At 31.9% G+C, this 16819-nt stretch carries 16 protein-coding genes; all 16 read right to left on the reverse strand.

What is annotated here, in order from left to right:
* Positions 1–39: 39 nt before the first annotated feature.
* The 16 genes from DWV06_RS18015 to DWV06_RS18085 all read right to left on the reverse strand — a co-directional run bounded on the left by DWV06_RS18015 (position 40) and on the right by DWV06_RS18085 (position 16818).
* On the reverse strand, positions 40–864 hold the full coding sequence (locus tag DWV06_RS18015; RefSeq protein ID WP_115483610.1) for a flagellin N-terminal helical domain-containing protein: 825 nt from the start codon (positions 862–864) through the stop codon (positions 40–42).
* 669 nt (positions 865–1533) lie between these two features.
* Positions 1534–2400, reverse strand: a complete 867-nt coding sequence (locus DWV06_RS19150; RefSeq protein WP_115483611.1) for a MerR family transcriptional regulator — start codon at positions 2398–2400, stop codon at positions 1534–1536.
* 400 nt (positions 2401–2800) lie between these two features.
* Positions 2801–2911: a putative holin-like toxin gene (locus tag DWV06_RS19155; protein WP_408608171.1), complete on the reverse strand. Its 111-nt coding sequence runs from the start codon at positions 2909–2911 to the stop codon at positions 2801–2803.
* Between the two features lie 120 nt (positions 2912–3031).
* Positions 3032–3673 carry a flavodoxin family protein gene (locus DWV06_RS18025; protein WP_115483612.1) on the reverse strand — a complete coding sequence of 214 codons (642 nt, stop codon included), beginning with the start codon at positions 3671–3673 and terminating at the stop codon, positions 3032–3034.
* 62 nt (positions 3674–3735) lie between these two features.
* On the reverse strand, positions 3736–4131 hold the full coding sequence (locus DWV06_RS18030; protein WP_115483613.1) for a MerR family transcriptional regulator: 396 nt from the start codon (positions 4129–4131) through the stop codon (positions 3736–3738).
* Between the two features lie 294 nt (positions 4132–4425).
* Positions 4426–5676 (reverse strand): Ig-like domain-containing protein, encoded by a 1251-nt coding sequence (locus DWV06_RS18035; protein WP_115483614.1) that lies wholly within the window; start codon positions 5674–5676, stop codon positions 4426–4428.
* A 31-nt stretch (positions 5677–5707) separates the two neighbouring features.
* A complete protein-coding gene (locus tag DWV06_RS18040) occupies positions 5708–6838 on the reverse strand; it encodes an HlyD family secretion protein (protein WP_115483615.1) in 1131 nt (376 codons plus the stop codon).
* On the reverse strand, positions 6839–7303 hold the full coding sequence (locus tag DWV06_RS18045; protein ID WP_115483616.1) for a hypothetical protein: 465 nt from the start codon (positions 7301–7303) through the stop codon (positions 6839–6841).
* A gap of 20 nt (positions 7304–7323) precedes the next feature.
* A complete protein-coding gene (locus DWV06_RS18050; RefSeq protein ID WP_115483617.1) occupies positions 7324–9561 on the reverse strand; it encodes a peptidase domain-containing ABC transporter in 2238 nt (745 codons plus the stop codon).
* A gap of 426 nt (positions 9562–9987) precedes the next feature.
* Entirely contained in the window at positions 9988–10344 is a 357-nt protein-coding gene (locus tag DWV06_RS18055; RefSeq protein ID WP_115483618.1) for a hypothetical protein, read from the reverse strand.
* Between the two features lie 186 nt (positions 10345–10530).
* Positions 10531–11820, reverse strand: coding sequence for a sensor histidine kinase (locus DWV06_RS18060; RefSeq protein ID WP_115483619.1), 1290 nt, complete (start codon positions 11818–11820; stop codon positions 10531–10533).
* A gap of 32 nt (positions 11821–11852) precedes the next feature.
* The gene (locus DWV06_RS18065) at positions 11853–12551 is read right to left on the reverse strand and encodes a LytR/AlgR family response regulator transcription factor (RefSeq protein WP_115483620.1); all 699 of its coding nucleotides are present in this window, start codon (positions 12549–12551) and stop codon (positions 11853–11855) included.
* Between the two features lie 198 nt (positions 12552–12749).
* The gene (locus DWV06_RS18070; protein WP_115483621.1) at positions 12750–13532 is read right to left on the reverse strand and encodes an EFR1 family ferrodoxin; all 783 of its coding nucleotides are present in this window, start codon (positions 13530–13532) and stop codon (positions 12750–12752) included.
* A 75-nt stretch (positions 13533–13607) separates the two neighbouring features.
* Positions 13608–14024 carry an ArsR/SmtB family transcription factor gene (locus DWV06_RS18075; protein WP_115483622.1) on the reverse strand — a complete coding sequence of 139 codons (417 nt, stop codon included), beginning with the start codon at positions 14022–14024 and terminating at the stop codon, positions 13608–13610.
* Positions 14025–14083: 59 nt separating this feature from the next.
* On the reverse strand, positions 14084–15667 hold the full coding sequence (locus DWV06_RS18080; RefSeq protein ID WP_162300682.1) for a glycosyltransferase family 4 protein: 1584 nt from the start codon (positions 15665–15667) through the stop codon (positions 14084–14086).
* Positions 15667–16818, reverse strand: coding sequence for a glycosyltransferase family protein (locus DWV06_RS18085; RefSeq protein ID WP_115483624.1), 1152 nt, complete (start codon positions 16816–16818; stop codon positions 15667–15669). Before DWV06_RS18085 ends, DWV06_RS18080 begins: the two co-directional genes overlap by 1 nt.
* Position 16819 lies beyond the last annotated feature (1 nt).

Here is a 16819-nt window from a genome sequence, read left to right on the forward strand (position 1 = left end):
TTAAACTTTTTACGCTGATTTTTTAATGTCAAATTATACTTATTGCAGTAAGCTTAATACGCCTTGTGTAGATTGGTTCGCCTGAGCAAGCATTGACTGTCCGGCCTGTGAAAGAATGTTATTCTTGCTGTAGTTAACCATTTCTTTCGCCATATCTACGTCACGGATACGTGATTCTGCTGCAGAAGCATTTTCTGAAGCTGTATCTAAGTTTGCAATGGTATGTTCTAATCTATTCTGTAATGCACCAAGTGCGGAACGTTGTTCAGATACTAAGTTAATAGCTGATTGAATCATATCGATAGAGCTTCCTGCTGAAGCGAAGCTGCTCATTCCTAATTGGCTTCCTGCTGCTCCTAATCCGATATCACTTGCTCCCATAGATACAATACTAATGCTGATACTCTGTCCATTATTTGCACCTACCTGAAGATTCAACCCTGATACAGAACCATCAATTAAATTCTTTTTGTTGAACTGTGTTGTACATGCAATACGATCGATTTCTTTTCCTAATGCACTGATTTCCTTTGCAATTGCCTGACGGTCAATGGATTGGTTCGTATCGTTCGCTGCTTTTACTGCAAGTTCATTCATTCTTTGTAAGATTGAATGAGTTTCATTTAAAGCACCTTCAGCTGTCTGAATCAAAGAGATACCATCTTGTGCATTTGCAGATGCCTGATCCAGACCTCTGATCTGACTTCTCATCTTTTCAGAAATTGTAAGACCTGCCGCATCATCTGCCGCACGGTTAATTCTATAACCTGAAGATAATTTCTCAGTTGATTTTGCTTGTGAATTTGTTGTAATTCCCAATTGTCTGTTCGCGTTCATCGCTGTTAGATTGTGTTGTATTACCATACTATAAATCCTCCTTGATAAAAAATCATATTCTCCTCAACATTGTAGGCTCTTTTCTTGATATTTATATCGGCTGGATTTTAAAATACTTTAGTGTTTTTTTAATTTTTTTGTTAATTAATAAAACTACAAAAGTAATAAGACCAATTTTAACTTGATACAATTTGAAGAAGTTGGGGGAAAAAATTTAACCGAATTAGTAATAAAATTTATAAAAGAGTCAGGGAAACAGGTAAAGTTTTTAAAAAGGGTACTTGAAAAAACAAGTACCCTTTGATATAATCAAGTTAAGAAAAGGATATCTAAGTTGTAGATATACCCTCTGTTTTATAAAAATAAGTATCAACACTTGTGAGGTAGAGGATACTTATTTTTTTGTATGTAATTTGATTATTTCAACAATCAGGGCGATAAAACCAACACTAAAGTTACCAAATGCAAATAGCACTAGGAATAATGTCAATACTTCAAGTGTCATATCGGCACCGCCCCCTTTCTCTTAGGATTGAGGGCAACTACACCATAAATATCCTCTTCCAATTCTTAACTGATATTAATAATTATATCATATTACTAATATCATTCAACAATAATTTTTGTTATTGCACAAGCCAACCTCCCAATTCAAATGCCTTTTCACAATCTCGCCAAAACACATCTTCCCTACGCCTATTTGTTAAAATAATATTGTAAAGCCTTGGCGATATAATCAGAAGCACCTTCTCCATACTTTTTATTTGTGATTACCTTGACAGAATCGTTAGAGTAGCCTTCTATTACCATATCCCAGAACCCCTCCCCCATATCCATATCTAAAGTGGTTTCACGTAAAAATTCCACAATTTGATGTACAATACCTTGAATTTCTTTAGAAGTAACATCTTTTGTCATATCAGAAGTCAACTCATTAAATAAATCATCATTTTTCTGTAACAATTCATCTTTATTTACGGCAAGCGCTTTTGAATGCTCCATTAATTCCGAGAAATGATTCAAATTATTTTTCATAGCTTCTGTGTATTTTTCAATACTTCCAAATTGTTTGATAGCATTTTTAGCTACACTGCACTCATTATCTTTAACCTTTTGAATAAATAGATTAAAGTTTTCAATGCTCCCCCAATATTTAATAACATCTTCTGTTTTTTTACTTTTAAATTCTTCTAATGCTTCAACATATTCACATAAATCAAACTCTTTAAAACTCATACACTGTTCTCCTTTCTCTAATTTATCCAGAAGCCGAATAAGATTATCTAACCGCTTCCGTTTTAAACAAAGTAACTTTTTTTGTTTTTTAAACGCCTCAATTTTATCAAATTCCGGTTTCCTTAAGATATGGTTAATTTCTTTTAATTTAAAATCCAATTCTTTAAAAAACAGAATTTGTTGAAGCTTTTGCAGGGCTTCATCATTGTATAAACGATATCCCGACGATGTTAATTCACTTGGTTTTAAAAGACCAATTTCATCATAGTATTGTAAAGTACGTGTACTTATACCTGTTAATTCTGCAACTTGACTTATAGTTTTTATAATAAATCATCCCCTTAATCTAATAATAAGAAAACAAGACCGTAATTTGCCGGCAGATCTTTTGCTTGACTTCTTACATAACATGATACAATATCACGTTACGTGTAAGTCAATATTTTTTGCCCTTACTTAAATATATATAATAAATAAAACCTCCAAAATGAGGCTCTATAGGTTGGGGTGTAACTTCCGAATTTTTATTTTTGTAAACTCATCATGGTCTATAGCGATTGTTACATTATACAAGTGTAAAAGTTCCGACTTATGAAAAAATAATAAAAAGGATACTTGTAAAATCAAGTATCCTTTGCTATAATCAAGTTAAGAGAAGGATATCTATATTGTAGATATGCCCAAATTTTTTAAATAAGTATTCTAAACTTTAGGCGGTAGAGGATACTTATTTTTTTGTATGTAATTTGATTATTTCAACAATCAGGGCGATAAATCCAACAATAAAGTTACCAAATGCAAATAGCACTAGAAATAATGTCAATACTTCAAGTGTCATATCGGCACCGCCCCCTTTCTCTAAGGATTGAGGGCAACTACACCATAAATATCCTCTTTCAATTCTTAACTGATATTAATAATTATATCATATTACAAATATCATTCAACAAATTTTTTATTATTGCACAAGCCGTTCTCCCAAATCAAATGACTTTTCACAATCTTGCGGAAACACTTCTTTCCTACGTTTCAATTTTTCATTTGCATCAAAAGCTGTTGAAACATATTTTGAATAATCATCAAATTGATATGTATCCGTTACATAAAGTGATTCTACCTTACCTAAAATTCTTTCTATTACAATTTCATTATATTTAAGAACATCTTTCCATTTAGTTTGTTCTAACCTTTGTTCATTCACACCAAATGTATAAATAAAACCAACAGAAATTCTATTAGGAAAAAGGGACGAATAATTTTCATCATACACAAGATAAGGAAAAATTAACCGTTCTATAAAAGACTTTATTTCCCCTGTAATAGTTCCTAAATAAATTGGCGAACCAAGAATAACAGCATCTGCATTCTTAACTTTTTCTAATATTGGACTTATTTCATCCTTAATAGAACACTGACCATAACTACTTCCATTAATTAATTTACAGGCAAAACAACTCTTGCACCCTTTATAGTTGTAATCATAAAGATGTACCATTTCTGTTTCAGCTCCATTTGAAGCAGCACCCTCAAGTGCTTTTTTAAGCAAAGTTGCCGTATTCTCTTTGTTTCTTGGACTTCCATTAATTGCGATTATTTTCATAATAAATACCCCATTTCCTATTTTATTTATTAATAGTCTAATGGTTGTAGTACAGAACAATGTCAAGTATCTTTTATAATACTTTTAAAAAAATCACATTCCCCTAAATTCTTTTTCTCTTTTAATCTATTTAATAATTCTATCAATTCATAAAATTCTCTTATTTGGTTTTCAACTTCAGTTATCTTATTATCTATATTATCAATTAACATATCTTTATCGGCACGTTTCTCACTGCGAACCATTTCAATTAAATCTGCTATCTCTCTTAAACTAAATCCATAATTTTTCATTTGCAAAATAAATTTAATCCTCGATACATCTTCTTCCGAATAAACCCTATAACCACTTTCATTCCTTGCAGGAATAGGTAACAAATTTATCTTTTCATAATATCTCAAAGTTTCTTTTCCTATATCAAATTGTTCAGATAAACCCTTACGTGTATATTGATACATACAACCTCTCCTTTTTTTAAAGTAAAGTTTTTGCTTAAGAAATAACCGCACACTTTAGCGAGGGGCGGTTATTTTCTTTTACAACACGTATTATAAGTGTCGCAAAACTAACTAACATAAGAACAAACGCCGTAAACTTCCCCAAATATTCCCATAAAATATTTTGTGCAAACTCTTATGCCATGGAAATGAGACTTTAAAACGGATGGAAGGCTCTCCTGAAATCCGTTTCGCATTCAAAGGCTCATTGGAATGTCTGGCATAACCGTTGAAACAAAATATTTTATGGGAATATCACCAAAACCAATATTTTTTCTTAACCCCCACATACCCCGCAATAATCCCCGCCAACACAATCACCATAGCAGCGATCATAACGATACTCACTTTAACATCCGACATTTTGTGCTCCAAAATCAAGTACTTCCCTGGTTCATTTAGTACAAATTCTCTCATCTTCTTTTTTCCTAACTTTTCATATTTATTTTTTGTTTCATTATAAAGATAAATATAAAATTCTTTTGTATTTTCTTTATTCGGGGTGAATGTAATATTTCCCGGAAGTTTTTTCCCATTGTTTAAGACAAAAGCAGTTCCATTCAGCTCCTGAAAAAATTCAATTTCAGTATTCAATTCGTTTTCATAGTTTTTGATATCATCCCCCTTTAAAGTGATGGTATAATCCTTTGCATTTACTATTAAATCCATCTTTTTCTCATACAGCTTCTTTAAAATATTCTTAGAAATTTTTTGGTAGTCTTTCACATTAACCATAAGTCCTGCTTCCTTCTTATTTATTAAATCAATTAAATTTTGTTCTGATTTGGAATAATCTTGTTTCCCCAAATTTTTCTCATTTTTCATTCCGCTTTCTTTCTGCTCTTCTTCATTTTTATAAACCGTATCATTAACAATGACTGTGACAGCATTACTGATATCACTATTAGAAACAATGATTGTAGTAGTACCTTTGGCTTTTGCCGTCACTTTCCCTTCGTTTGATACACTGGCAATTGTTTCGTCTTTTGAACGATATGTAATATTCTGATTCGCTTGTTCTGGGATTGCTTTTGCATTTAATTGAAACTCTTCCTGCGGTTTTAAAACCAGATAAGAGAAGTTTACCTCTATCTGTACAGCAGATACTTTGACATTTAACGTTACATCCTTCTCTACATTCCCAGCCTTAATATGGATCGTTACCGAACCTTGAGAAATTCCTTTCACCTCTCCAGATGAGTTCACAGTTGCAACAGCCGGATTACTTGAGGTATATGTTATTGTAGAATCTGTCGCATTAGAAGGAACTACATTCGCAGTAAGATTCATTGTTTTTTCTACTTCTAAATTTTTTTCGTAATCGTTAATTTCTATATATGAAACTGGTATAACAAACATCTCAGAAGACTGTATTTCATTCCCTTTTTCAGTTACTTTTGCAGAAGCATAACAAAACTTATCAAATTTATTCAATCCATGAACAAAAATACTCAATATAATTAGAAAAAAAGCAATTATCATTTTCAATTTTATTCTATTTTTCATCTTTTTGACCTTATCCTATTTAATTTTAATATTACCTGGTTAATACACCTAACTCTTCTAATACATAATTAAAATATGTGACTTTATCATACTGTATTCTAGCCTGAACTGCCATTCCATTGGAAAGATTCACTTTGTCTCCATCTTTGCTGATTAAATAACAATAATCTGGCGTAATTTCCATTTTAAAGTAAGAAGCAGACTTTCCTTCGCTTTCACCCTGCTGAGTCGTAATATCACTATCTTTTTGAGTAACTCTTCCTGATATAGTCCCATATACCGACTGAGCCAGCCCGGAAACTGCAATATCCACTTTGTTCCCTACCGCAACTCTCGCAGCATCGGATGGCTCCACAAAGATTTGAATCGTAAAATTATCCTGTTCCGACGCAATACTTGCAACTGATGCAGCTGCCTGTACTACCATTCCCTTTTTATATTCAGATGCCATATGAATTTTACCGGTAGCATTTGCTATTACCACATAATTTTCTTTCCCACTCCCAACTGCACCCAACTGTGCATCGATAGAATCCAGCTGAGTCTGTGCCTGTTGAATGGAGTCTTCTGCTGCCTTAATGGCTGAATGATATAGCTCCTCAATTTTACTTTGATTCTTTAAAAATTCCTGTTCAATCTGCTCCTGCGTATAATTATAAGCTTTGTATGTATTCGGATCCACTTTTTGTTGTTTTACCTGACTTTTATAAGTTTCATACTGGCTAAAATATAGAGTATCATTAGAATTTGAGGCATCAAAATAATTCGTGTCATCCTGAATCGATTTTACTAATTTTTTATATTGCGCTATCTGAGTCTTGTAAGTATTTTTCTGTTCCTCCAACTGCTTACTCTGAATATCCAAATCCGTGCTCTTGATTGTTAAAAGCTCGTCACCTTTTTCTACTACTTTTCCTTCTTCTATATTAATTTTGGTTATCACACCTGTAAAAGGTGCCATTACATAATTCTTATTTTTACTTTGTACGGTTCCCGTAGAATTTATTATATAAGTTCTGGGCGCCCAAATGCTCCAGAAAACAACTGCAATCAATAAGATGCTTACCAGAATTATCATCATGTAACCAAAAGCCGGAAGCTGTTTTTCATAAAGGAGCCTGCTGTCTTTCAGCTGCTCCATTGTTTTTATCTGTTTTTTCATCTATGCCTTCTCCATAAATACATCGGCTGTAATCGTATCCTCATCCTTATTTACAAAAACAGTATAGCTATTACCTTTTAATGGAATCTCCTCTTCAAATGCAGTTAAGTTCAATTTATCATAAGCAAATTTCAAATTACTTTCATCTCCCACATATCTTACATAGATACAATTCTTAACACTAATAAGCGATTCGTAGGTATAGGGCTCTTCTGTAGATTGGATATGATCAGACACTTGACGCATTAGCAGCACTTTAGCCTCAAATTGACCATTTTCGTTGATAAATCCATTTGTATATTGAATTAACGGTCCTAACGGTAATACCCCCTTACTTACTATATAATTTTCCATCTTTACCACTTCTTCATCAAAATTCTCAAAATCTTTTTCCTCAAATTCTTTACTAATAACATTCGTTAACTTTAAGGCTTTATTTAGACTTACCTGTAATTTATTACTCATAACAAATCCCTCCATTCATACTATAGATAGCTCATCTCACATTCTTCATCACTAACTATTTCATCTTTTTGCTCATCCTGCTGTGCTTCCCGTATCACAATATTCCCTTGCTGCATCTCCCATAATTGATAATATCTCCCTTTTCTTTTCAGAAGTTCCTCATGGGAACCCTTTTCAACAATTTCCCCTTGTTCTAAGACAAAGATTTCATCACAATTTTTAATTGTCGCAAGACGATGCGCAATGAGCAGCATTGATTTATTCCTAAATTTATTATAAATCATATCAAATATGATATTTTCTGTTCCAAAATCCAGATTACTTGTACTTTCGTCAAATATATATAATTCATTCTTTTTCAAAAAAGCCCTAGCCAAAGCAATTCTTTGCTTTTCTCCACCACTTAGACCATTTCCGGCTTCTTCCAAATAGGTATCATACTGCATTGGAAGTTTCTTTATAAAATCATGTGCATCTGCCAGCTTCGCTGCTTCTTTCACCTCTTCTAACGTAGAATTCATTTTACTGACTCTTATGTTGTCATAGATACTCTTCGAAAATAGTTCAATCGCTTGAGGTACATAAGAGATTGATTTTCTCAAAGACTCATTACTAAACTCATTAATGTCCATATTATTGATTGTGATTTCCCCTTCTTCGGGTTCATAATACTTCAGAAGTAGTTTTGCAATCGTTGATTTTCCGCTGCCACTGGCGCCTACCAAAGCTACTTTTTTCCCTTTTGGAATTCGGAAACTGATATGGTTTAAGACCGGCTTTCGATTACCATACCGAAACGTTACATTATTAAAATTAATATCACCTGTTATTTCAGAGAGTTCCTGGTAATCTCTTCCTTTCCCGGCTTCTTGTTCTGTCTCATAATCTAAAATTTCTGTAATACGCTTCATAGATATATTTGCCTCTTGTATTTGAAGCTGCAGACCTACAAGCCTTCCAACCGGATCCATAAAGTATTCCGATAATGTAATGAAAGCCATCATTCCTCCAAGCGTAATCTGATTATTGATTACTTGCATTACGCCAAAATACATTAAAACCAAATTCCCCAGTGTACTAATCGAGCCAGAAACCGAACCTTGCAGATTGGAAAGCATTCCTTCCTTAAACGATATCCTTAATGATTTAATGTATTCTTTTTCAATATGCTCCAATTCTGTCTCTTCGTTTGCATTTCCTTTAATTGTTTCGACTGCTCTTAATCCTTCAATAATCTGTGAATTTAAAATAGATCCTTGCTGCATTTGTTCCTCATTTATTTTTTTATAAGGGTGTTTGAATATGAAGACCAAACCAACACTGATTGCCGTCATAAATACGATAACTGTAAATAGTACACTATTCATTTTAAATAGTATAATTCCCGTAATCAGTGCCATCGCAATATCCATAATTAAAGTTAAAGCAATATTTGTAAAAATATTTTTTATTGTAAATGCATCTGTGAATCTGGTAATAATATCACCGGTTTTTCTTGTTGCAAAAAATTTCATCGGCAATTTATAAATATGCTCAAAATATCCCAACATAAGAGGAATATCAATCTTTTGAGATAAAAACAGCATAATCCATTGTCTTATAAAACCTATGAAAACCTGAGTTATTGAAACTAACATAAATATAACAAGTACAATGATCAGAGTATTCTCAAGTTTATACGGAAGGATTTCATCCATTAGAATTTTATTAAATAACGAAGAGACGATCCCTAATATAGTTAATAATATGGATGCAATTATAGAAAAAATAAAGAGCTTCTTTTGAGGCAGGATTAAATGTAAGAAACGGTTAATAACCTTTTCTCCTTTCATTTTGTCTCCAACAAATCTCTCCGTTGGACTAAGGACTAGAAGCGTTCCTGTAAACATTTCATAAAATTGATCAAATTCCATTTTCATTAAGTCTTTCGCAGGATCTCCAACAATCACAAACGATTTTGTAATTTTAAAAACAACAACAAAATGACTTAATCCCTCTTTTGTAATTACATTGGCTATTGCAGGTAATGTAAAATCACTCAAAAAGCCTTCTTTTGTAACTTTAACTGCCTGCGATTGAAATCCAAGCTCGACTGCACATTCACTCAAACCAACTAAATTTGTTCCTTTCAGATCAGTTCCCATCCTATCTCTCAATCTCGTGATGGTCGTTTCTTTTTTATAATGCAGACAAACCATCGCCAGACAGGCCGCTGCACAATCTGTAGAGTCATGTTGCTTTACAAATGTGTACCTCATCTAATTTTCTCCTTTTCGTACCTTACATGACTTCATAATAAATAATAAGCACGAAAAAAACAATCGTAAAAAGGCTGAACGATTGTTTTTCGTGCTAAACGCATTATTCATTTTCGTAATTGTTTCTAGTATTTATTTCTAACAAATATCTTTATTTAATATGATAGCCATTAAATATTTATAAAAAAGGTAGCTCGTATAGTGCATTTCCAGACCCCCTCTCAATTTATCATAAAATATTAAGTTTATAAGAATTTTAGAACGTTAAGTAATTATTTATTTAAACAGAATTTTATTTTATTATATTATAATTTTACTAGGCTATTTTGTTTATTTCTCTCTTTGCATTACCTCCTTTACAATCTATTTAATTCTTTGGAATAAGGAGGAACCCTATCCCAAAGAATAAATATTATTTAATATATTTTAACACCCAAATCCATAAGAAGTCTGACAAGTCGATGAATTAAAATCAATGTACATACCACTTTGACAAGAACTTGTCCAAGTAGCATTGTTTGAAATGTTAATTGTAGATCCATTGATCGTAATGCATCCATTATTAATAATAACTGGAACACCTATGATAGAGGAATAATCTTTATTGCACTTAATATTTCCTCTTCTAGCAATTATACTACACTCTTTTGCGGAGAAGAATATTCTTTTTCCCCAGCATTTTTTCTCTGTATGACACCCTCCATCTACATAAGACATTTCTGCATTTTCTAATGCTACAGAATTACTAGGTAGGTTTAACTCCATATTATACTTTATCTTCATACCAATTCCTCCATTAACTATTTATTTTTCGACTATTGTTTGCAACCAATAGTTGACGTTATGAAAAACATATGTTTATCACTTAGAAAGAACTAAATTCCTTTCATGACTTCATCATAATTTATCAGGCAAAAAAAAACAATCGTAAAAAGGCTGAACGATTGTTTTTCGTGCTGAACGATATTATTAAACTATAATTCTGGTGTAAATATATTCTTCTTTTCTTTCAAACTCAAGAATTCCATTATATTTTTCTAAACAATTTCTAATATTCAGTATGCCAAATCCATGATTTAAATTATCATTCTTTGTACTTCGTAAAATCCCTTTTTCAATGCATAAAGATTCTGCTATTGGATTTTCCATTTCTATAATAGACTTTTTTTCCGTGTTTCTAATCGAAATCTTTACCGTCTTATCTATTTGTTTACATTTCGCTGCAGCCTCAACTGCATTTATAATCGCATTGGAAAAAATTGTCGTTACATCCATATTGCTGACTTTGAAATTATCTGGAAACATCCCACTCACTTCAATCGTAATACCTAAATCTTTGCATTTCTCAATCGTATCATTGATGATTGTATCCACTATCATATTACCTGTATTAATAGTTCCTGTAAAATTGGCAGTAAAATCCTCCATCTCTTCAATATAATTTATGATTGCGTTACAATTCTGTTTTAAAGCAAACATCTTTATACATCCAATATGACTTCCATAATCATGACGAAATCTTCTGATACTCTGGTCCTTTTCCAATACCATTTTGTAATATTCCTGTTGACTTTTCAGTACTTTTTCATTGGATTCTATAGATAATCGATATTGCTCCTTTACAATTATATTATACATGACTGCAAAGACCATATACACTAAAGCAACCCATGCACATACAAAAATAAAATTTAGAATCCGATCCAGCAAAACGGTAGAATCTTGCAGGACAACCTGGGAATAACCGGTAAAAATGCAGGAAATCACAATAACAGCAGCCACTATAAACCCCTGATACCAAATAAGCTTCCGTGATAATTGTATACTTATGTATTTTTGTTTCACCCTCGCTATGACAATTAATATTATAATTGTGACAATTGAAATTAATATTTCAATAAATCTTCTAATGAAAATACTGAAATCTTTTGACGGAATCAATATCTCCTGTATAGAATTAAGCCAGGTGTCCAATAAACATATGATGGAGTATAATGGAAAAAACATAATACATTTATAAAATAATGGTTCCTTAAATAATACCATAATAATAACTAGTAAAATCAAAGTATTTCCAAATACTGCATATTCTTTTAACCTAAAAAACAGAATAGAAGAGCCTAAAAAGACACCTACAATGGTTATGTACCATATCCACTTTTCCTTAACTTTTTTAAACCCTATTACTTTATCATATAGTAAATAAATTTTTATGCATTCACATATAAAACATAATATATTAATAAAATAAAACTGCATATCGTTATTCTCCCATATGTATCTTCACTTCTTTATCTTGCATACTTAATTAAATACTGTGTATATAATTGTTTCAACTCAGCTTTCCTTCTCTGGGAACACTTTACTTTATACCCTCCAAATAGAATGATTTTTTCATCGATCCAATCTATAAATGATATATTTACAATCGTATTCCTATGACATCTATAAAACAATTCCTGATTCAATCGTTCTTCAAACTCTTTTAAGGTATATTTCGCTACTAAAGTTTCATTTTTACAATATACTAATGTACCATTTCTAATCGCAGTAATATAAACAATATCTTTTTGCCTGATCATTACTTCAACACCCTGCACATCAATTTCCAAGTACTTTTCATTTTTTACATCATGAAAATAGTCATCCAAACAATTAAAAATATTCTGTTTATCCATCTTCTTGTCCAAAAAACGATATGTATTAACATGAAAAGCCTTTTGCATAATATCAGTATGACTGGTGAAAAATACTATTTTAACGTCTTCATCTATTTTTCGAATTCGCTTCGCCGTTTCCAGTCCGCTCAATCCTTTCATTTCTTCATCTAAAAAAATCAAATCGAACTTGATACCGCTCTCTAATAACAATTCTCCTGATACAAAACTCAAAACTTCAGCAACAGTTTTATACAAGATTAAATAATCATTTATGGTTTGTTCAATAAATTGATTCCATACCTGCTCATCTTCACATATTGCGATTTTCAAGTCTTACTCCTCCTTTAATTTCGTATGCATTTACATAACTTTTTCATTATAACAGAAAGAAATTTGCTTCGCAATATAACAAGATATAACTATTCTATGCATTTTTAAGGATTTTTAAGAATGTCGAAAATTGTTTACAGAATGTTAAAAAAATGTATATTAAATATTCTATAATTATACATATTTTAAAAATTGTAATTACTTACGTGTACTCATTATATCTTTTAATGAAATGTCCGGATGGCTATATTGAAAGTTTTCGGTAGGTTTCATCCTTTTAAATCGAATTGCCTGTTGTGGACAATAATGGACACAAGAAAAGCACATAGCACAATTTTTTCCTACTAATGGTGTTTCTTTTGCAGCTTTTATATTATTACTACTGCATACTTTAGAGCATATGTTGCAATTGGTACATTTTGAATCAACTATTTCTATTTTGTCCATACCCAAATAAATATGGTTTACAAACTTCATAGTAGAACTTAAGGCTTTATCTAAAACACGTTTTTGGGGCATTTTAGTTGCACATCTCTTCTGGATTAACTTTGCATCCTTTTCTATTTTCATTTTTCCCTCTACCAGCATCTTCTCTTGATCTTCTGGTTTTGTCGGAAATATTATACTATTATCCGGAAGTGCAACTTCATAAGCAGCACTTACAACCGCTCCATTCTCTTTGAAGACCTCATATAAATTATATAAAGAATTACCACTCATAGCCCCATAATTAGAATAAAGGAAGAGATGGCTTTTTGGGGACACCTTTAGACGTTTGGCAAATTCTTTCACAACATCTGGGGCTTCTAAAAAATATGTAGGATAAATCACCCCTACAATATCTGTATCCACAAAAATTTCTTTGGATAATTTAACTTGGTTGATCGGAATCAGTGTTGTATCCTCTAGTTGTGCTGCAATTGTTTTCGTAATAAATAGAGAATTCCCTGTTCCTGTAAAGTAATATAATGTAGCTGACATAAAATAACCTCCTCTTATGTGCATGCATGTGCACATATTGAATATAATTTTAGGTACATCTAAAAAAGCATGTACCTATTTTTGCTTTTCTATATAATCTTTATATGTGAGACCCTGACTATACAAATCGGTATAAATTTCATCACAGCAAAATGACAACATCTCTTTCACTCCGGAAACCACTTTTTCTACTTTATGTAGAAATGCCAGACCATCAACTTGATAAATAGTCGATCGTGACTGTTTTGTTTTAATTAATAGTCCGCCTTCAAACAAAAGCTTTAAATGACGTGATATAACAGAACGATCCTGATTAAAATGTCCGGAAATCTGTGTGATATCCAACTCGCCTTTTAATGCCAGAAGTTTCAAGATATCAATTCGAATTGGTTCTGACAGAAGTTTAAATATACTAGAATCAAATATTTCATCTAACTGTTCTTTATTCGGTTTCTTTTTATTTTGTATACAACTTATATGATCTCTACTCATAATAGTATTATATGTGCATCATTATGCATGTGTCAACTATTTTTTTCAAATTAATAAAATTAATCTAGTGTCATACCTTCTCTTTGGCACATTTCATTCATTATTTGATAAAATGCATGATCAGTATCCTGAAGTATACTGGCCCTTTCCAAAGCTTTACCAGACATTTCATTGTAAAATTCAGAATCCTGATAATACTTATTTATTTGCTCTCTCATTTCATTGTAATCATTTACACAGAACATCTCTCCAACATTTGCAGCCACATCGCCATGTTTGGTCGTAACAACCGGAAGACCTTTTGACATAGCTTCCACACAAGAGCTTCCTCCTCCTTTGCGAATAGGATTTACGAACAAATTACAATGTTCAATAACGGAAAGAATATCTTCCTGATATCCTACATTATAAGCATTCGTCTTTAATATAGGATGCCTTTCTTCAAATTTTTCATATTCTTTAAAAACACCAATAAAAGCTATTTTTATATTTTCATTTAGTACGGATTCTAACATGACGATAAACTCCGAAGTCACTTCTATGTCTAACCGGAAACCAACTACGGCAATTATAAATTCGTTTTCACCAAAACCAATCTGCTCTCTGGTTAAATTCTGCTTTTGCGGTACAAAACTAAAAGTAAAAGTACTTTCAATAACATGGCTCTTAGGAATATCTAATTTTCTCAGTAATGCCAAATCTTTATCATTTAATTTTCTGCCCAAAGCCTGATAAGTTTCTGTCGTAAATGCTAATTCTGAAAAACAAAGATTTAATCCTAATACCGGAACTAACTTACTACTCAAATTTGCTACCATACTGGCTGTACCTATATCAATGATAAACAATGGTTTCAATTGTTTTATTGTATCTATCAGGACTTTTACATCAATAGGATTTGGCATATTCCGTTCTGACTGGACAAATGGTATTTTGACACCATTCCACTCTTGGTACTCTTTTTTACTATGCTCATCATTAAAGCAGGTTTCCAGTGTATACCCGGGAATAGCCCGTATTAAGAATGGTATTTCTCCTTCGCGTGTTACTCCTTCTGTTGTATGAATCAGTAAACATTCCTTATGAAGTTTCTTTTTAATCATTGCGCAACGGTCAAGAGCCGTCTTGGTAGGTGCATGTGAAACATGTACAAAATGATCTGTAATAACTAAAATTAAATTAGGGTTTCTTTCTTCTTTTGGTATTGGATTCAGTTCAAGTTCTAAATAATTTTCGTATTCGTTACACGATTGTTGAGACAATTTCCAAAGTAGATATCTGGCGTTTTCCGTTCCTAACTTCTCATTTAAAATCAAACAGGCAAATAATTTATTACTCAAAAAATATTTTGTAGCAGGTCTTATTTTACTATTTGTTAATGCAAGTCCTGCAATTTCCTCCAAGTACTCTACTTTTCCAAACATTTGCATAAGAACTGAATTTAAATAGATTCTCTTATACAAAAAATTAGATTCTATCAGATTTTTAATCTGTTGTTCCACCCAATCTTTCTCACCTTGTGCTAATTCCGAAACCTTTTCATCTAACTCTAAAAAAAGCATTTGTAATTTTTCAGATACATAATCTTCATATTGAGTAATCTCTTCACTTATAATTTCTAGTAGTTTCTTTGTCTGTTCCATTATGATTCCTCCACTATCCAGTCTAATAATTCTTGTCCACGTTTTTTCCATGTATGATCAGCCTCTGATTTTTCTTTTCCAGCTAATGCTATTTCTTTTGCTTTTTCATTCTGATTTAAATACTCTTGAATGAGTCCGGGTAATTTTTCTACTTCTTTTAAATCATAAAAAACTAATTCTTTTTTATCGGTAAATACTTCTTCTAAATATTCACTTCTGTCTGTCATGCATAATGCGCCATTCATCATGGTAGTAAATACTCTTTCATGTGAGCCTTTTTTGAACCAGGGCATTACATTTAACACTATTTTAGCCTGTCCCATTAACTCTAAGCTTTCCATATAAGAAACGCTTTCATGGATGTGAATAAAGTCTGTCTGATTTCCATCAAATTCCTCCCATCCATTTCCGTAAACTTCGACAGTAACACCGTTCTCTCCTAGCGTTCGAATTACTTTATCCCTATAATAAGCCCTGATATACTCATCAATAAACACTAAATCTGACATAATTTCTGACATATCGGAATTCGTCATCTTTAACTGCCTCATTTCAAGCTGATATAATAAAGCTTGTTCCATTGTCCACTGTGTTTTTGTTTCCAAAATCTTGCAAGTATCCACGATAAGTTCTCGCATACCATTAGGAATTCGTTCTGTATATTCCAACTTTTTCTTAGGGTTTTCATAACTACCTAAAAATAATACATCAATTTTTCGGTTTTTATATTCTTCTATTCTATCCTGTCCTATTCCTCCATGAGGAACAAATTTAATCCTATCTAAATGTGGATAATATTTTTTTAAATAGTCTATATGATCCTTATCTATTGTAGTGACATAATAAGGTTTATGTTGACGCATTAATCTTTTATGATGATACATAGGATGATCGACCAGAAATGCAACATACTTTTGTTTAAAAAAAGTGTACAGTCTATCATGTCCCATTAATATCCCATTAATATCGAAAATAAAATCATATTCATATTCACCTGTCAGTGCCTGCGCCAGTAAATCCATATAATTTTCATTTGCTCTATCAATCGTTAAGATTTCACATCCATTTATTTCGAATCCTTTTATTATTTCTTTCAAAAATAAACCCAGTACATCGTATTGTGACGTTCCTATAAAGACAATTCCACGCATA

Source organism: Anaerosacchariphilus polymeriproducens (assembly GCF_003363435.1).
Classification (GTDB): domain Bacteria; phylum Bacillota; class Clostridia; order Lachnospirales; family Lachnospiraceae; genus Anaerosacchariphilus; species Anaerosacchariphilus polymeriproducens.